The sequence below is a fragment of the Microbacterium sp. LMX7-1.2 genome, assembly GCF_040675935.1.
In the GTDB taxonomy this organism is placed as follows: Bacteria; Actinomycetota; Actinomycetes; order Actinomycetales; family Microbacteriaceae; genus Microbacterium.
In genome coordinates this window covers 882,040-897,904 of sequence record NZ_JBEGIL010000001.1, presented here as the reverse complement: position 1 = coordinate 897,904, position 15,865 = coordinate 882,040, and the positions used below count along the sequence as shown (strand labels likewise).

General features: G+C 71.2%; 16 protein-coding genes and 1 tRNA gene. 14 read left to right on the top strand and 3 right to left on the bottom strand.

The genetic code is table 11. The annotated features are described in order from the left end of the window. The first annotated feature begins 80 nt into the window (after positions 1-80). Complete coding sequence (locus tag MRBLMX7_RS04535) at positions 81-896, top strand: SGNH/GDSL hydrolase family protein (protein ID WP_363366385.1); 816 nt, start codon at positions 81-83, stop codon at positions 894-896. Here the strand turns inward: MRBLMX7_RS04535 and MRBLMX7_RS04530 are convergent. Together MRBLMX7_RS04530 and MRBLMX7_RS04525 are read right to left on the bottom strand one after the other, a co-directional pair. After that, entirely contained in the window at positions 862-2,118 is a 1,257-nt protein-coding gene (locus tag MRBLMX7_RS04530) for an APC family permease (RefSeq protein WP_363366384.1), read from the bottom strand. The genes MRBLMX7_RS04535 and MRBLMX7_RS04530 overlap by 35 nt on opposite strands. 56 nt (positions 2,119-2,174) lie before the next feature. Beyond that, entirely contained in the window at positions 2,175-2,645 is a 471-nt protein-coding gene (locus tag MRBLMX7_RS04525) for a PaaI family thioesterase (RefSeq protein WP_363366383.1), read from the bottom strand. 103 nt (positions 2,646-2,748) lie between these two features. Between MRBLMX7_RS04525 and MRBLMX7_RS04520 the strand changes: the two genes are divergently transcribed. The 10 genes from MRBLMX7_RS04520 (at position 2,749) to MRBLMX7_RS04475 (ending at position 12,431) form a co-directional block, all read left to right on the top strand. Beyond that, the gene (locus tag MRBLMX7_RS04520; RefSeq protein WP_363366382.1) at positions 2,749-3,183 is read left to right on the top strand and encodes a GntR family transcriptional regulator; all 435 of its coding nucleotides are present in this window, start codon (positions 2,749-2,751) and stop codon (positions 3,181-3,183) included. After that, positions 3,180-4,232, top strand: coding sequence for a DUF1648 domain-containing protein (locus MRBLMX7_RS04515; RefSeq protein WP_363366381.1), 1,053 nt, complete (start codon positions 3,180-3,182; stop codon positions 4,230-4,232). The genes MRBLMX7_RS04520 and MRBLMX7_RS04515 overlap by 4 nt, the downstream gene beginning before the upstream one ends. After that, a complete protein-coding gene (locus MRBLMX7_RS04510) occupies positions 4,229-5,179 on the top strand; it encodes a CPBP family intramembrane glutamic endopeptidase (RefSeq protein WP_363366380.1) in 951 nt (316 codons plus the stop codon). The genes MRBLMX7_RS04515 and MRBLMX7_RS04510 overlap by 4 nt, the downstream gene beginning before the upstream one ends. Positions 5,180-5,210: 31 nt before the next feature. Continuing rightward, positions 5,211-5,870: an O-methyltransferase gene (locus MRBLMX7_RS04505; protein WP_050721501.1), complete on the top strand. Its 660-nt coding sequence runs from the start codon at positions 5,211-5,213 to the stop codon at positions 5,868-5,870. 99 nt (positions 5,871-5,969) lie between these two features. Beyond that, positions 5,970-7,250 carry a phosphopyruvate hydratase gene (gene eno, locus MRBLMX7_RS04500; RefSeq protein WP_050721500.1) on the top strand — a complete coding sequence of 427 codons (1,281 nt, stop codon included), beginning with the start codon at positions 5,970-5,972 and terminating at the stop codon, positions 7,248-7,250. A gap of 178 nt (positions 7,251-7,428) precedes the next feature. Beyond that, a complete protein-coding gene (locus MRBLMX7_RS04495; protein ID WP_050721499.1) occupies positions 7,429-7,857 on the top strand; it encodes an FtsB family cell division protein in 429 nt (142 codons plus the stop codon). 57 nt (positions 7,858-7,914) lie between these two features. After that, complete coding sequence (locus tag MRBLMX7_RS04490; protein WP_363366379.1) at positions 7,915-8,457, top strand: DUF501 domain-containing protein; 543 nt, start codon at positions 7,915-7,917, stop codon at positions 8,455-8,457. Further along, positions 8,454-9,743 carry a S8 family serine peptidase gene (locus MRBLMX7_RS04485; protein WP_363366378.1) on the top strand — a complete coding sequence of 430 codons (1,290 nt, stop codon included), beginning with the start codon at positions 8,454-8,456 and terminating at the stop codon, positions 9,741-9,743. The genes MRBLMX7_RS04490 and MRBLMX7_RS04485 overlap by 4 nt, the downstream gene beginning before the upstream one ends. A gap of 39 nt (positions 9,744-9,782) precedes the next feature. Next, on the top strand, positions 9,783-11,378 hold the full coding sequence (locus MRBLMX7_RS04480; protein WP_363366377.1) for an NAD(P)/FAD-dependent oxidoreductase: 1,596 nt from the start codon (positions 9,783-9,785) through the stop codon (positions 11,376-11,378). A gap of 273 nt (positions 11,379-11,651) precedes the next feature. Then, positions 11,652-12,431 carry a cation-transporting ATPase gene (locus MRBLMX7_RS04475; protein ID WP_363366376.1) on the top strand — a complete coding sequence of 260 codons (780 nt, stop codon included), beginning with the start codon at positions 11,652-11,654 and terminating at the stop codon, positions 12,429-12,431. Positions 12,432-12,464: 33 nt separating this feature from the next. Here the strand turns inward: MRBLMX7_RS04475 and MRBLMX7_RS04470 are convergent. After that, a tRNA-Leu gene (locus MRBLMX7_RS04470) sits at positions 12,465-12,540 on the bottom strand. An 86-nt stretch (positions 12,541-12,626) separates the two neighbouring features. On the opposite strand from MRBLMX7_RS04470, the gene MRBLMX7_RS04465 reads away from it, so the two are divergent. The 3 genes from MRBLMX7_RS04465 (at position 12,627) to MRBLMX7_RS04455 (ending at position 15,834) form a co-directional block, all read left to right on the top strand. Beyond that, a complete protein-coding gene (locus tag MRBLMX7_RS04465) occupies positions 12,627-13,871 on the top strand; it encodes an alanine racemase (protein WP_363366374.1) in 1,245 nt (414 codons plus the stop codon). Beyond that, positions 13,868-15,181 carry a D-arabinono-1,4-lactone oxidase gene (locus MRBLMX7_RS04460; protein WP_363366373.1) on the top strand — a complete coding sequence of 438 codons (1,314 nt, stop codon included), beginning with the start codon at positions 13,868-13,870 and terminating at the stop codon, positions 15,179-15,181. The genes MRBLMX7_RS04465 and MRBLMX7_RS04460 overlap by 4 nt, the downstream gene beginning before the upstream one ends. Before the next feature lie 86 nt (positions 15,182-15,267). Further along, positions 15,268-15,834, top strand: coding sequence for a LemA family protein (locus tag MRBLMX7_RS04455; RefSeq protein ID WP_050721493.1), 567 nt, complete (start codon positions 15,268-15,270; stop codon positions 15,832-15,834). Positions 15,835-15,865 lie beyond the last annotated feature (31 nt).

Genomic DNA, 15,865 nt, shown 5'->3' with positions numbered 1-15,865 from the left:
GGATCCGTACCCGAACTGCGACCGGAGCACCCGGCGAATGCGTTCACGCGACGTTCACGGTCGTCCGGTGGAATCGAGGCATGCATCGTCGGTACCTCGCCGTCCTCGTCGGCATCGGCGTCGCCGCCGTGGCGATCGTGTTCGGCGTCCGCGCGGTGCTCACCCGCCAGGCCGCGATCGCGCGGGGCCGCATCGGCAAGCCGCTCGGCGAGGAGTCGATCGACGCCGACCGGGTCTGGCGCCGGAGGCTCGAGGGCCACCCGGTCGAGCTCCTCGTACTCGGTGATTCGCTCGCCGCGGGGCTGGGTGCCGAGACGCGCAAGCAGACCCTGGGCGGACGCCTCGCCAATGGCCTCGGACGTCGTCTGCACCGGCCGGTGCGCCTGCGCACCATCGCGGTGGTCGGATCGGAGTCGCCCGACCTCGACGATCAACTCGCAGGGCTCCCCGTCGACTATGCGCCAGACGTCGCCGTGATCGTCGTCGGCGGGAACGACGTCACCCACCGGCTTCCGGTGTCGACCTCGACCCGGTATCTTCGTCGGGCGATCGACGAACTGCGAGCCCGAGGGGCCGAAGTCGTCGTCGGGACATGCCCCGACCTGGGCGCGCTGCGTCCGGTTCCCCAGCCGCTGCGCCGGCTCGTGTCGAGTCTGTCCCGTCGTCTCGCGGAGGCGCAGACCGGGACCGCGCGCGCCGCGGGGGCCGTGCCGGTCGATCTGCGCCGCGCCGTCGGACCGATGTTCTTCGACGATCCCGAGGCGATGTTCAGCCTCGACCGGTTCCACCCGAGCCCCCTCGGGTATCGCCGCACGGCCGAGGCGCTGCTGCCGGCGGTGCTCCGCGCCGCGGAGATCGCGCTCAGCGGGCGCGGCCGTCCGACGACGGCGGACTGATCCCGATGCGCAGTCGGATCGCCCGGTACAGGACCCCGATCAGAACGACCGCCGTCCCGACGAGCGACGCCAGCACGGGCAGGGTGTTCACGAGCAGCAGGCATCCGAGCGCGCCCATCACCTGCAGCGCTCGGGGGTAGCGCCGCGCGGCCGCGCCCTGTCGGAAGGCCGCCGCGTTGGCGATGAGGTAGTACAGCAGCACGCCGAACGACGAGAAGCCGATGGCGTCGCGGAGGTCGGCGACGAGCAGGATTCCGATCACCGCGACCCCGATCGCGATCTCGGCTCGTCGCGGCACCTGCCACCGCTCGTCGATGCGAGCGAGCGCGCGGGGGAGGTCGGACTCGCGCGCCATGGCGAGGGTCGTCCGCCCGATCCCGGTGATCAGCGCGAGCAAGGCGCCGAGAGAGGCCGCCGCGGCGGCGACGCGCACCACCGGGGCGAGCGCAGGCCAGCCCGAGACCGTGAGCACGTCGACGAGGGGAGCGGTGCTGGTTGCGGCATCCGCTCCCAGGGTCATGATGACCGTCACGGCGACGAGCGCATAGACGGCCACGGCGCCGCCGAGCGCGAGGACGATGGCCCGAGGGATGGTCCGCGCCGGGTCCACGACCTCCTCGCCCAGGGTTGCGATGCGCGCGTAGCCGGCGAACGCGAAGAACAGCAGGCCCGCGCCCTGCAGGACCCCGTACGCGGTGGCCTCCTCGAGCGGTGGGGGAGAGGCGATCGCGGTCGAGCCCAGACCGAATGCGACGACGACAGCGAGTCCGAGCAGCGCGCAGGCCACGAGGATGCGCGTGAGCAGCGCCGTCCGGGTGATCCCGAAGCAGTTCACGACCGTGAGCGCGGCGACCGCGGCGACGGACACGGGGACGCGCCAGCTCTCGGGGGCGGCGTAGGCGGCGAACGTCATCGCCATCGCCGCGCAGCTCGCGATCTTGCCGATCACGAAGCTCCAGCCGGCGACGAAGCCCCACCACGGTCCGATCTCGACGCGGGCGTACGCGTAGGTGCCGCCGGCGACGGGGTGGGCCGCGGCGAGCTGCGCCGACGCCGTCGCATTGCAGTACGCGACGAGGGCGGCGATGGCGAGGGCGACAAGGATGCCGCTGCCGGCGACGCCGATCGCAGGAGCCCACACGGCGAACACCCCCGCGCCGACCATGGATCCGAGACCGATGGCGACGGCGTCTCCCAGGGTCAGGCGGCGGGCGAGGGGCATCCGGCCATCGTGGCACGCACGGGTGAACGGCTGGTATCGGGTCCGTCGCGGGGTTCTCAGCCGCGCTCCGCGGTGACGCGCTTCTTCTCGCGCACGTAGACCTCGCGGCGCACCCGCGCCACGACGTCGCCCTGCGCATCTGTGATCTCGGTCTCGAACCACTCGAGCACCTTGGCGCCGCCGCGAGCGCGCTCGCGCAGCTCCTCCGCCTTCTCGCGCGGCACCTCGAACTCCGCGGTGAGCACACCTCGGCCGGGCTTCAGGAACTCGATCTCGCCGCGGGTGTCCCAGACGACGTGGTCGCGTCCGAGCTGGTGCATCACGAGCATGAAGAAGTACGGGTCTGTCATGGCCGACATCGATCCGCCGAACGCGGTCCCCACGTAGTTGCGCGTGAACGCGTTGACGTGCAGCTCGACCGTAGCGTGCGTCCAGTCCTCGCTGAAGCGACGGATGCGGATGCCGCTGAAGAGGTTCGGGATCCAGAGGCTCATGCCGATCGCGAGGCGGCGAGGTGTGATGCGCATGAGGTCAGTGTGGAACGCCGTCCTCCCGCGCGGAATTCCTCTGGAGGTTGTCACAGTTGTTCTATTTGTCATAGAATTACTAGCGAACAGGAGGGTGATACGAATGCTGATCAGAGTCGACCCCGACAGTGCGCGGCCGCTGTACGACCAGGTCGCCGCATCGATCCGCGCCGACCTCCTCGCCGGCGTGCTCGCTCCCGGCGACCGGCTGCCCGCCGCTCGAGAGGTCGCCACGGCGCTGCGGATCAACCAGCACACGGTGCTGCACGCGTACCAGCGGTTGCGCGACGAGGGGCTCATCGACCTCCGGCGTGGGCGAGGGGCCGTGATCTCGGCGGCCGCCGCGCCGCTGGCCGACCTCGCCCACGAGATCGACGATCTGGTGGGTCGCGCCGCGCAGATGGGCGTGTCCGCCGAGATCCTCGCCGGGATCATCCGTGCCCACGCCGACGGCCGACCCGACCACCCCGCGCGGGACGAGCCGTCGAGAGCGCGCACCGCGACATCCACGCAGAACACCGAGGAGGCACAGCCATGACGACCACCAGCCCCCGAACCCGCCCATCGAGCCCGCTGCGACGCGCTCGACTGCTCTTCCTCGTGGTCGCGCTCGCCGTCCCCCTCGTCATCACGACGGTGGCCGCGATCGTGCTCGCGGGGTGGCTCCCTGCTTTCCCCGCGGAGGTCGCGACGCACTGGGGCCTCGAGGGTGCCGACGGCTACGGCCCGGCATCCCTGTATCTGTGGGTGCTGCTGGGCATCGGCCTCGGGGTCCCGCTGCTCATGGCCGTGACGACCCTTGTCGCGGCACGGGGGCAGTGGGGTGGCGCCGCTCGGCTGATGGGGGCGCTCGCCGCGGGCATGTCGGTGTTCGCCGCGACGACGAGCCTCGGCTCGCTGTGGATCCAGCGCGACCTCGCACCGGGAGCGGAGATCCCCGGTATCGGCGGTGTCCTCGGCATCGCCGTCGCGGGACTGCTCCTCGTCGGCGCTCTCGCTTGGCTGGTGCAGCCGAAGTACCGCGCTCCCGACGGGGAGGCCCTGACGGCGAGGCGCGACTTGAACGTCACCGCGAACGAGCGTGTCGTCTGGCTCGCGAGCGCCACCATGCCGCGCGGGGTGCTGATCCTCCTCGGTCTCGTGCTCGCCGGGATGGTCGCGCTCGCCGCCGTCATGCTCAGTGCCGGAGTCGCCGGAGGATGGATCGTCGCCGTGGTCGCGGTCGTCGTCGCCCTCGCTCTCGCGGCCACGGCCTCGTATCGCGTGAGCGTCACGCCCGAGGGCTTCACCGCTCGCTCCCTGTTGGGACGCCCGCGCATGCGCATCCCCATCGACGAGGTCGTGAGCGCGCGTGCGATCGACGTGTCGCCGTTCGGCGAGTTCGGCGGGTGGGGGTGGCGGATCTCCGTCGACGGCCGCACGGGGATCGTCACACGTCGCGGGCCGGCGGTCGAGGTGTCCCGTCGTGACCGCAAGCCCTTCCTCGTCACGATCGACGGTGCGGAGGGGGCCGCCGCGCTCCTGCAGACCTATGTCGATCGCCGCTCGGAGCGTCCGGCCCCGAGCGCGGGGGAGGCAACATCGTGATCGCTCAGGGTCGGGTCCGCTGGCCCGCCGTCATGACGTTCGTGGTTCTCGCGTGCGGGCTCGCCTGGCTCGTGGCGCTCCCGCTGTGGCTCGGCGACGGGCTCGCCGAGCCGTTTGCCCCGCTGATCCTCGTCGCGATGATGCTGACCCCCGCCGTCGCCGCGCTCATCGTGACGTTCGCGTTCGGGTACCCCGCGCGGGGTGCGCGGCTGCGGTTCCTCGGCCTCTGGCCCCTGCGGCCCGCGAAGAGAGTGATCGGGCTCCTGCTGGTCGGCTGGCTCGGTCCTCCGGTCGTGGTCGTCCTCGGCATCCTCATCGCCGTCGCACTCGGCTTCGTGCAGCTGGACTTCACGTTCGCGGCGCTCTCGGCGCAGCTCGAGCAGGCTCTGCCGCCCGGGACGCCGATGCCTCCCGTCGGCGTCATCGTGTTCTCACAGCTCGCCTTCCTCCCGCTGGGCGCGCTTCTGAACAGCATCCCTGCCCTCGGTGAGGAACTCGGCTGGCGCGGGTGGCTGCTGCCGGTGCTCCGGCCGCTCGGCACGTGGCCGACCCTGCTCCTCAGCGGCGCGATCTGGGGGCTCTGGCACAGCCCGGTGATCCTGCTCGGGTACAACTTCGGCCGCACCGACGCATCGGGCGTGCTGTTCATGACGGTCGGCTGCGTGGCCTGGGGCGTGCTGCTCGGCTGGCTGCGCCTGCGATCGGCATCGATCTGGCCGGCGGTCGTCGCCCACGGGTCGCTGAATGCCGCAGCGGGGCTGGTCCTCATCTTCGCCGCCGGACAGCCGGACCAGGCCCTGGCGGGGCCGCTCGGCGTCGCGGGGTGGATCGCTGCGTCCGTGGTCATCGCGGCGCTGCTCGCCACGGGGCAGTTCCGACGGCAGCCCGAGCTCGGCGTGGCGCCCCCGAAAGCGGACACTCCGGCATCCCCGCCTGCCGCCCCTTGACCCCGGCCGGCGCGCGGGGTTGGCTGAGGGCATGGACTCCACGCCCGCAGCCTGGTCGAACGCCGACGCCTACCTCGCCGACGTGCTGGTCGGCCACGACCCGGACCTCGAGGCAGCCCTGGCCGCGCAGCGCCAGGCCGGTCTGCCCGAGATCGAGGTCGCCCCTGTCGGCGGCAAGCTGCTGCACCTGCTCGCCCGCATCAGCGGCGCGCGGCGCGTACTCGAGATCGGCACGCTCGGCGGCTACTCCACGATCTGGCTCGCACGGGCCGTCGGGGCGGACGGGCGGGTCGTGACCGTCGAGGCGGAGGCCGACAACGCCGCCGTCGCACGCGCGAGCATCGACGCGGCGGGCGTGGGCGACCGGGTCGACATCCGCATCGGGCGGGGTGCTGACGTGCTGCCGACGCTCGTCGGCGGCTTCGATCTCGTGTTCATCGACGCCGACAAGGAGTCCAATACGATCTACCTCGACTGGGCCGCGAAGCTCGGGCACCCCGGCACCGTGATCGTGCTCGACAACATCGGCCGCGAGGGCGAGATCGTACGCGAGGACTCGACCGATCCGAAGGTGGTCGGCACCCGGGACGGACTGCGGATGCTGGGCGAGGACCCCCGCTTCGACGCGACAGCCCTGCAGACCGTGGGCATCAAGGGCTGGGACGGCGTCGCGATCGCGGTCGTCGTGTGAGCCGACGATCCCGCCTCGGGCGTCGACCCTCGGCGGGCTAGACTGGGCGCGGATCGACGACGCTCCACACACCCTTCTCTCTGAACAAGGAGCACATCAGTGGCACTGATCGAGGCTGTAGGCGCACGCGAGATTCTCGACTCGCGCGGAAACCCGACCGTCGAGGTGGAGGTGCTCCTCGACGACGGCGTCGTCCAGCGGGCGGCCGTCCCTTCCGGTGCCTCCACGGGCGCCTTCGAGGCGTACGAGCTCCGCGACGGCGACAAGAGCCGCTACGGCGGCAAGGGCGTCCTGAAGGCCGTCGAGGCCGTGATCGACGAGCTCGGACCGGCCCTCGAAGGTGTCGAGGCGAGCGAGCAGCGCATCGTCGACGAGATCCTCATCGAGACCGACGGCACCGAGAACAAGCAGCGCACCGGTGCGAACGCGATCCTGGGCGTGAGCCTCGCGGTCGCGAAGGCCGCGGCCGACTCGGCCGACCTGCCGCTCTTCCGCTACCTCGGCGGACCCAACGCCCACGTGCTGCCCGTCCCGCTGTTCAACGTCATCAACGGTGGCGAGCACGCCGACAACGGCATCGACATGCAGGAGTTCTTCCTCGCCCCGATCGGCGCGGAGACGTACTCGGAGTCGCTCCGCTGGGGCGTCGAGACCTACCACGTGCTGCGCAGCGAGCTGAAGGCCGCCGGCTACGCGACGGGCCTCGGCGACGAGGGCGGCTTCGCCCCCGATCTGCCCAGCAACCGCGAGGGGCTCGACTTCCTCGTCAAGGCGATCGAGAAGGCGGGCTTCACGCCCGGCACCGACATCGCCCTCGGCCTCGACGTCGCCGCGACCGAGTTCTTCTCCGACGGCGTGTACCGCCTCGACAACAAGGACTGGACCGGCCCCGAGCTGATCGAGTACTACCAGGGGCTCGTGAACGACTTCCCGATCGTCACGATCGAGGACGCGCTCGCCGAGGACGACTGGGACAACTGGAAGCTCCTGACCGACGCTCTCGGCTCCAAGGTCCAGCTCGTCGGAGACGACCTGTTCGTCACGAACCCGAGCCGCCTCGCGGACGGCATCAAGCGGGGCGTCGCGAACTCGCTGCTCGTCAAGGTCAACCAGATCGGCACGCTCACCGAGACGTTCGACGCGGTGAGCCTCGCCCAGCGCTCGGGCTACACGGCCATGCTGTCGCACCGCTCCGGCGAGACCGAGGACACGACGATCGCCGACCTCGTGGTCGCGACGAACGCGGGTCAGATCAAGGCGGGTGCGCCTGCCCGCAGCGAGCGCGTCGCGAAGTACAATCAGCTTCTGCGCATCGAGGAGGAGCTGGGCGACGCCGCGGTGTTCGCCGGCCGCTCCGCGTTCCCCCGCTACCAGGGCTGAGCGCAGCTGACGACGATTCACCGGACCCCTGAGGTCTGAACCCGGAGGAGGAGCCGTGGCACGACGACCGGCTCCTCCTTCGGCGTCTCCGCGCGGAAGCCGTCCGACGGAGACCGCCCCGGCCGCGGCGCGGACGGCACGATCGCCTCGCACGCGCGCAGACGCGAGCGAACGCCGGGTGGACGTGCGCGAGTGGGCGTCCGGCATCCGCCTCTCGGCCTTCTCCGTCATCATGCTCTCGCTCGTGGTGCTCGGTGCCTGGGTGCTCGTGCCGACCCTCGGCACGTACATCGACCAGCGGCAGAAGATCGCCGCACTCGAGCAGTCGATCCAGGTGTCCGAGGAGCAGATCACGGCGCTCGAGAAGGAGCGCGAGCGCTGGGAGGACCCGGCGTACATCACCACTCAGGCGCGCGAGCGTCTCTACTACGTCAAACCCGGCGAGGTCGTGTTCCTCGTCGACAACGACCTCGATCCGGCCGCGCTGCCGCAGGAGCAGGGGCCGGTGAGTGACACGCTCGAGGAGACGCCGACGGACTGGATGCCGCAGCTGCTGCGCAGCCTCACCTCGGCCGGCCTCAGCGACACAGCCGTCGCCCCGCGCTGAGCCGCCGCGCGGGCGTTCTCGGAGCATCCGCGTCGGGGCCTCCCGTACGCTTGTACGGTGACCACGCCGCCCTATCCCGCCCCCACGTCCGCCGAGCTCGCCGTCGTGTCGGCCCAGCTGGGGCGTCCCGCGCGCGGGGTGCTCGGCATCGCGGCGCGCTGCGCCTGCGGCAACCCGACCGTGGTCGCGACGACTCCCCGTCTTCCCGACGGATCGCCGTTCCCGACGTTCTACTACCTGACGCATCCGGCGGCCACGGCCGCGATGTCGACCCTCGAGGCGACGCAGGTCATGCCCGAGCTCGCGGCGCTCCTCGAGGAGGACGATGAGGTCCGCGCCGCGTATCTGGCCGCGCATGAGGCCTACCTCGCGGATCGGGCCCAGTTCGGCGAGGTCTCCGAGATCGAGGGGATCTCCGCCGGGGGCATGCCCACTCGCGTCAAGTGCCTGCATGCCCTCGCGGGCCATGCGCTGGCCGCGGGGCCCGGAGTGAACCCCATCGGCGACCGGGCGCTCGCGCGATCGTCGTGGTCGCCCGAGGTCTGCCGGTGCGAGGACCCCGGTGCAGCCGTGCGCGACGTCGGGACGACCACGCCATGAGCCCGCTGCGGATGCTGCGCACGACCGTCGCCGCGGCGACCGTCGCGGCATCCGTGCTGCTGCTGGGCGCCGCCACCCCACCGCCGGTGGCCGACGATCCGCAGGACCCGACGCGCGCCGCCGAGTACTGGCTCGACGGGGCGCGCATCCGCGAGGCCTGGCAGACCACCCGCGGCGAGGGCGTCACGATCGCGGTGATCGACACCGGCATCGGCAAGGTGCCGGGCGTGTTCGACGGGGCCGTGATCGGCGGCACCGACGTGTCCGGGACGGGGACGGCCGACGGGCGCACCCCCCTCGGCGCAGTCGACGGCAACCACGGGTCCTGGGTCGCCTCGCTCGCGGCCGGCCGCGGTGCCGCCGACGGCACCGGCATGATCGGGGTCGCACCCGAGGCGAACCTGCTGTCGGTCTCGGTGGGCTTCGGGGCTGCCGCCGCGGTGCCCTTCACGGAGCAGGTCACGAAGGCCATGCGCTGGGCCGTGGACAACGGCGCGGACATCATCAACCTGTCTTTCACCACCAACACGCTGGACTGGGACCGGAGCTGGGACGACGCCTTCCTCTACGCATTCGAGCACGACGTCGTCGTGGTGGTCGCCGCGGGCAACCGAGGCAGCGGCACCGACATGATCGGCGCCCCGGCCACCATCCCCGGCGTCCTCACGGTCGGGGGAGTGGATCAGACGGGCACGGCGAGCATCGAGGCCTCGACCCAGGGCATCACGATCGGCATCTCGGCACCGAGCGAGGGGCTGCTCGGCGTCTCGGCCGACGGGGAACTCGTCAGGTGGCGCGGTACCAGTGGCGCGGCGCCGATCGTCGCCGGCATCGCCGCGCTCATCCGCTCGGCCCATCCCGACCTGGACGCCTCGAACGTCATCAACCGCATCATCAGGACCGCGATCCCCGTCGAAGGGATGGCAGACGTCCCGGATCCGCTGTACGGGTACGGGCTGATCGACGCGCAGGCGGCACTGACCGCCGACGTCCCGAAGGTCGACGCCAATCCGATGGGCGACCTCGCCGAGTGGGTCCGTCTGTACCGACGCGCCGAGACCGTCCCCCAGCCCGAGCCCACCGCGACCCCGGTGGAGATCCCTCCGCTGCCCGCGGCCGATGCGCCGTCCGACCCCGGTTCACCGCTGCTTCCCAGCGCTGAGTCGCTGCGCTACGGTACCCTGCCGCTCATCGCACTCACAGTCCCTGGTATCCTGATAGCGCTTGGCGTCACCGCAGCCGCTCGGCGCATCCGATCGGCGCGCTCTCGCACGCCACATTCCTGACTCCCGAGGAGTTGTCCCCCTGTGCCTCAGAACAGCACTGTGCCCAAGATTCTGATCGTCGGTGGAGGCTACGCAGGCTTCTACACCGCGTGGAAGCTGGAGAAGCACCTTCGCAAGGGTGAAGCCGACGTCACCATGGTCGACCCGCTGCCGTACATGACGTACCAGCCGTTCCTCCCCGAGGTCGCCGCAGGCTCCATCGAGGCCCGCCACTCGGTGGTCGCGCACCGTCGCCACCTCAAGAGCACGAACGTGCTCACGGCCAAGGTCACTGGTATCAACCACGCCGAGAAGGTCGCGACCATCACGCCGCCACTGGGCGAGCCGTACGAGTTCGCGTACGACCAGATCGTCGTCACGGCCGGCGCCGTCTCGCGCACCTTCCCGATCCCGGGCATCGCCGACAACGCGATCGGCCTCAAGACGATCGAGGAGGCCGTCGCGATCCGCGACCGCCTGATGTCGAACTTCGACAAGGCCGCGTCGCTCCCGGCCGGTCCCGAGCGCGACCGTCTCCTGACCGTCGTCGTCGTCGGCGGTGGCTTCGCAGGCATCGAGGTCTTCGCCGAGCTCCGCTCGCTCGCGTCCTCGCTCGTGGGCAAGTACCCGCAGATCAGCTTCGAGGACACGCACTTCCACCTCATCGAGGCGATGGGCCGCATCATGCCGGAGGTCTCCCTGCAGACCAGCGAGTGGGTGCTCAAGGACCTCGCGAAGCGCGGCGCCAACGTGCACCTCGACACGCAGCTCACGAGCGCCGTCGGCGGCGACGTCGAGCTCTCCACGGGCGAGGTCATCCCGACCGACCTGATCGTCTGGACCGCCGGTGTCATGGCCAATCCGACCGTCGTGCGCGGCGGCGACCTCCCGGTCGAGGAGCGCGGTCGCATCCAGACCCGCGCCGACCTGCGCGTCGGCACGTCCGAGGCGTTCGTCGAGGGTGCCTGGGCCGCCGGTGACGTGTCGGCCGTGCCCGACCTGTCCGGCGGTGGCGTCGGCGGTTTCTGCGTGCCGAACGCCCAGCACGCCGTGCGCCAGGCGAAGCTCCTCGCGAAGAACCTCGTCGCCGTGCTGCGCGGTGAGGCCCCTAAGGAGTACTTCCACAAGAACCTCGGCGCCGTGGCCGGCCTCGGTCTCTACAACGGTGTGTTCCAGTCCGGAAAGATCGCCCTCAAGGGCTTCGTCGCCTGGGTCGCGCACCGTGGCTACCACGGCCTCGCGATGCCGACGTGGGAGCGCAAGTTCCGCGTGATCTGGGGCTGGTGGAACAACCTGTGGCTCGGCCGCGACCTCGTGAACCTCGAGACCGTGCAGAACCCGCGCTACGTGTTCGAGGAGTTCGCCGCGCGTCCGCGTCCGGCTGCGGACGCCCCGGCTCCGGCGGCGGCTCCCGCCAAGGGTGAGGCGCCGGTCAAGCCGGCTGCCAAGAAGCCCGCGGCGAAGAAGTCGGCTGACGCCGCTGCGGCTCCCGCGCTGCCCGGATCGCACTCGTCTGAGCCCGCGACGACGATCGCCGCCGCGAAGAGCTCTCCGGATGCCGACGAGCCGGTGTCCGACGACGCTCCTGCCGAGAAGCCCGCCGCGAAGAAGCCCGCCGCGAAGAAGAAGTCCGCGGAGACCGCCACGGTCAAGTGATCCGCTCGCTGAACGCCCCGATCCCGCCCGGAATCGGGGCGTTCGGCGTTTCTCGGGAGCTCTCGCACCCGGCTCATAGGCGAGGCCGCTAGCGTGGATCGCGCACGGGGAGTACTCCCATCTGCGGTGCGGTCGTCACTACGGACATGTCGTCATGTCCCGGCCCACCGGCCCGCGAGGGTGGAGGAGACCGGGCGTCCGCACACGCGGACGGCCGCGGAGCCTCGTACCCGGATCCCGGCAGTCCGCTCGTCACACGAAGGAACCGCCACCATGGGAAAGCTCGACCGTCTCTTCGGAATGGCCGCGAAAGCGCTCGACCTCGACGGCGGTAATCGCCGCGAGCAGCGCCCCTCCGCGCAGGACCGCCGCCCGTCGCCCGCCTCGACCGACCGGTACGCCCCGCCGCCTGCGCATGATCCCTATGCGCCGCCGCCCGCCGGTGGCCGCCGCGGCGCGACGCAGGGATCGGATGCCGATCGCGCGGCGATCGCACGCTACGACTACCTCCTGCAGACCGCGGATCCGCACCGCGTCGAACAGATCCACCGCGAGGCCTTCGCGCGGCTCACGCCCGAGCAGCGCGCGCAGGTGCAGCAGCGCATGGACGCAGAGCTCCCCCCGGGGGAGCGTCCCGCCTCCTCCTCGGCCGACGATCTGGCTCGGGCCGCCGGACGCACCGAGGCGGCGCGGCCCGGCCGCATGCGCGGGCTCCTCTCGCGGGTGGGAGGCCTGGGCGCCGCAGGCGTCGTCGGCGGAGCGGCCGTGGGTGCGCTGGGCGTCGTCGCGGTCGGAGCCGTCGGCAGCGCGGTCGCGGGCCCGCTCCTCGAACAGGCGGCGGGGCTCGGCGTCGACTTCGACGCGCTCGCGCAGAGCGTCGACCTCGAGGCCATCGCGAGCGGACTCGGCGGCGAGGAGCTCGCGGGCGCAGCCGAGGGACTCGTCGGATCCGCGGGGGAGACCGTCTCCGGGCTCGGCGACACCGCGAGCGAGTGGGGGCAGAAGCTCGGCGACCTCGGCATCCCCGGCATCGGCGACCTCTTCGGGCGCTGAACCGGCGGAGACGAACGTGATCGGGTGGTGGTGTGGTGCCCCCGCTGGGACTCGAACCCAGACTGAAGCGATTTTAAGTCGCCTGCCTCTGCCATTGGGCTACGGGGGCATGACCGTCAGCCTACTGCGGGATGCCGGTGCGACTCGGTCCCGCGAGGGATGAATCCGAGTACGGCGAGGCCGTAGGGTGGGGGAGTGCTCGACCTCACCGCCGACCTGAGCTCCACCTCCGACCACGCCGTGGCCCCCGAATGGGAGGATCCCGCGCGGTACTGGCCACGCCTGTCCGCCGCCACCGGTCACCTCCCCGCACCCGTCGCGGTGATCGACCGCGAAGCGCTCCGGCACAATGCGCTCGACCTGCTGGTGCGCGTGGGCGGGCTGCCGATCCGCGTCGCGTCGAAGTCGGTGCGGGTGCGTGCCGTGCTCGACGCCGTGCTCGCGCTGCCCGGCTACCAGGGCATCCTCGCCTTCACGCTCGACGAGGCGCTCTGGCTCGCCGAGACGCACGAGGACATCGTGCTGGGGTACCCGACCGTGGATCGCGGCGGCCTCGAGCGGCTCTTCGCCTCGGAGGAGGCCGCACGACGGATCACCCTGATGGTCGACGATCCCGCTCACCTCGACCTCGTCGACAGCGTCGCACCGGCAGGGCGTCGTCCGGAGATCCGGGTCGCGATCGATGCCGACGCCTCGCTGCGATCCGCCGCCCTCGGACACATCGGCGTTCGCCGCTCCGCACTGTTCACGGCGGGCGAGGTCGCAGCCTTCGCCCGCAGGATCGTCCGTCGGCCGGGATTCCGCCTCGTCGGGCTCCAGATGTACGAGGCGCAGATCGCCGGTCAGGGCGATGCCGCAGGGCCCGACGCACCCCTCATCCGCCTCGTCCAGGCCCGCTCGCGCGCCGAGCTGCGGGACCGGCGTGCGGCGATCGTGGCCGCGCTCACAGACGTCACGCACCTGGAGTTCCTGAACGGCGGAGGCACCGGGTCGCTCGAGTTCACCGGCAGCGACGAGTCGCTCACCGAAGCGAGCGCGGGCAGCGGTCTGCTCGGCGGCCACCTGTTCGACGGCTACCGCTCGTTCCGTCCGGCGCCCGCATCGGCGTTCGCCTTCGACGTCGTGCGGCGTCCCGCCCGCGATATTGCGACCGTCCTGGGCGGCGGATGGATCGCCTCGGGGCCGCCCCTCGCCTCCCGACAGCCGCTTCCCGCGTGGCCGGAGGGGCTGCGCACCCTGCCGCGCGAGGCAGCCGGCGAGGTGCAGACGCCGCTGCAGGGACCGAAGGCCGTGACGCTCGGCATCGGCGACCGGGTCTGGTTCCGACATTCGAAGAGCGGCGAGCCGGCGGAGCGCATCGAGCGCTATCACCTGGTCTCCGGCGACGAGGTCGTCGACGAGCTGCCGACGTACCGCGGCGAGGGGAGGGCGTTCCTGTGACGCGGATCGGCGGCACCTGGCAGAACTGGGGACGTTCGGCGCAGGTCAAGCCGCTGCGCGTCGAGCGCCCGCGCAGCCCGGAGGGCGTGCAACGTGCCGTCCAGGCAGCCGTGGCGCAGGGTCTCGGCATCAAAGCCGTCGGGGCCGGACACAGCTTCACCGGCATCGCGATCGCCCCGGGGGTGCTGCTCGAGCTCGACGACCTGCAGGGGCTGGTCGCCGCCGATGCGACGTCAGGGCGTGTCACCCTGCTCGCCGGCACCCGTCTGCATCGGATTCCGCGCCTGCTCGCTCCCTACGGTCTCGCGATGGAGAACCTCGGTGACATCGACCGTCAGTCGATCGCCGGGGCGATCTCGACCGGGACGCACGGCACCGGCGCGCGATTCGGGGGCCTCGCCACGCAGGTCGTGGGTCTCACGCTCGTCACGGCGGCAGGGGAGTTCCTCCGCATCGACGGTCACCACAACACCGAGATGCTCCCGGCGGCGGCGCTCGGGCTCGGTGCCCTCGGCATCGTCGTCGAGGTGACGCTGCAGTGCGTGCCGGCATTCGTGCTCCAGGCGATCGACGAGCCCGCTCCGCTCGACGACGTGCTGTCGACGCTCGACGCACGGGTCACGGCATCCGATCACTTCGAGTTCTACTGGTTCCCGCACACCGACGTCGCGCTCACGAAGCGACAGCAGCGGATGCCGGAGTCGACGCGGCGGGAGCCGCTGCCCGTGGTCGGCCGCTGGATCGACGAGACCCTGCTCTCGAACGGCCTGTACCGGGCGGTGTGCGCCACCGCGCAGGTCGTCCCCGCCATCACACCGCCCTTCAGCCGTCTGGCCGTGCGGGTCACGGGCGATCGCCGCTACACCGATCGCTCGCATCGCGTCCTCACCCAGAGCCGCACCGTGCGCTTCCGCGAGATGGAGTACGCCCTCCCTGCCGAGAACGTCGTGCCGGCATTCCGTGCCGTGCGCGCGCTGATCGCGCAGCGGGGATGGCGCATCGAGTTCCCGATCGAAGTGCGGTTCGCGGCGGCGGACGACCTGTGGCTCTCGACCGCGCACGGGCGCGAGAGCGGCTACATCGCGGTGCACCGCTACTGGCGTGCCGACCACGCCGAGTACTTCGAGGCCGTCGAGCAGATCATGCGCGAACACGGCGGGCGGCCGCATTGGGGCAAGCTCCACACGCTCACGGCGGAGCAGCTGCGCGAGAGCTACCCTCGCTTCGACGACTTCGTCGAGCTGCGTGACCGACTCGATCCTGATCGGGTCTTCTCGAACGCCTATCTCGAACGAGTACTCGGGAGCTGAGCGGCACGATCCCGCGACGTCGCATCCAGTCGACGCGCAGACAGCGCCGATAGGATGGGACAAACACGAGGAAGGGTGGGCCTCTGATGGAATGGCTCGTGCCGGTACTGATCGTCGTCGGAGTGATCCTGCTCGTCGGCATCTACCTGTGGGCGACGTACAACTCGCTGGTGCAGCTGAACGTCCGCGTCGACGAGGCGTGGAGTGGCATCACGGTCCAGCTCAAGCGACGAGCCGACCTCATCCCCAACCTCATCGAGACCGTCAAAGGCTACGCCTCACATGAGAAGGCGGTCTTCGAGAACGTGACCCGTGCGCGGGCTGAGACGCTCTCGGCGAGCGGACCGGGCGAGGCAGGGATCGCCGAGGGACACCTGCAGCAGGCGCTGCGCAGTCTCTTCGCGGTCGCCGAGGCGTACCCGCAGCTCCAGGCGAGCCAGAACTTCCTCCAGGTGCAGCAGGCGCTGGTCGACACCGAGGACAAGATCCAGGCGGCGCGTCGGTTCTACAACGGCGGCGTCCGCGAGCTGAACACGAAGATCAAGGTCTTCCCGAACAACCTGTTCGCGAAGGGCCTCGGCTTCACCGAGCGGGAGTTCTTCGAGGTTGCAGACAGCGGCGCGATCTCCGAGCCGCCGCGCGTCCAGTTCTGAACAGGGCGGCGCCTGGTCCCGACCGGGAAGA

Coding starts and splice junctions, on each gene's coding strand:
- MRBLMX7_RS04535 (WP_363366385.1), top strand. CDS start 81: ATGCATCGTCGGTACCTCGCCGTCCTCGTCGGCATCGGCGTCGCCGCC.
- MRBLMX7_RS04530 (WP_363366384.1), bottom strand. CDS start 2,118: ATGCCCCTCGCCCGCCGCCTGACCCTGGGAGACGCCGTCGCCATCGGT.
- MRBLMX7_RS04525 (WP_363366383.1), bottom strand. CDS start 2,645: ATGCGCATCACACCTCGCCGCCTCGCGATCGGCATGAGCCTCTGGATC.
- MRBLMX7_RS04520 (WP_363366382.1), top strand. CDS start 2,749: ATGCTGATCAGAGTCGACCCCGACAGTGCGCGGCCGCTGTACGACCAG.
- MRBLMX7_RS04515 (WP_363366381.1), top strand. CDS start 3,180: ATGACGACCACCAGCCCCCGAACCCGCCCATCGAGCCCGCTGCGACGC.
- MRBLMX7_RS04505 (WP_050721501.1), top strand. CDS start 5,211: ATGGACTCCACGCCCGCAGCCTGGTCGAACGCCGACGCCTACCTCGCC.
- MRBLMX7_RS04485 (WP_363366378.1), top strand. CDS start 8,454: ATGAGCCCGCTGCGGATGCTGCGCACGACCGTCGCCGCGGCGACCGTC.
- MRBLMX7_RS04475 (WP_363366376.1), top strand. CDS start 11,652: ATGGGAAAGCTCGACCGTCTCTTCGGAATGGCCGCGAAAGCGCTCGAC.
- MRBLMX7_RS04455 (WP_050721493.1), top strand. CDS start 15,268: ATGGAATGGCTCGTGCCGGTACTGATCGTCGTCGGAGTGATCCTGCTC.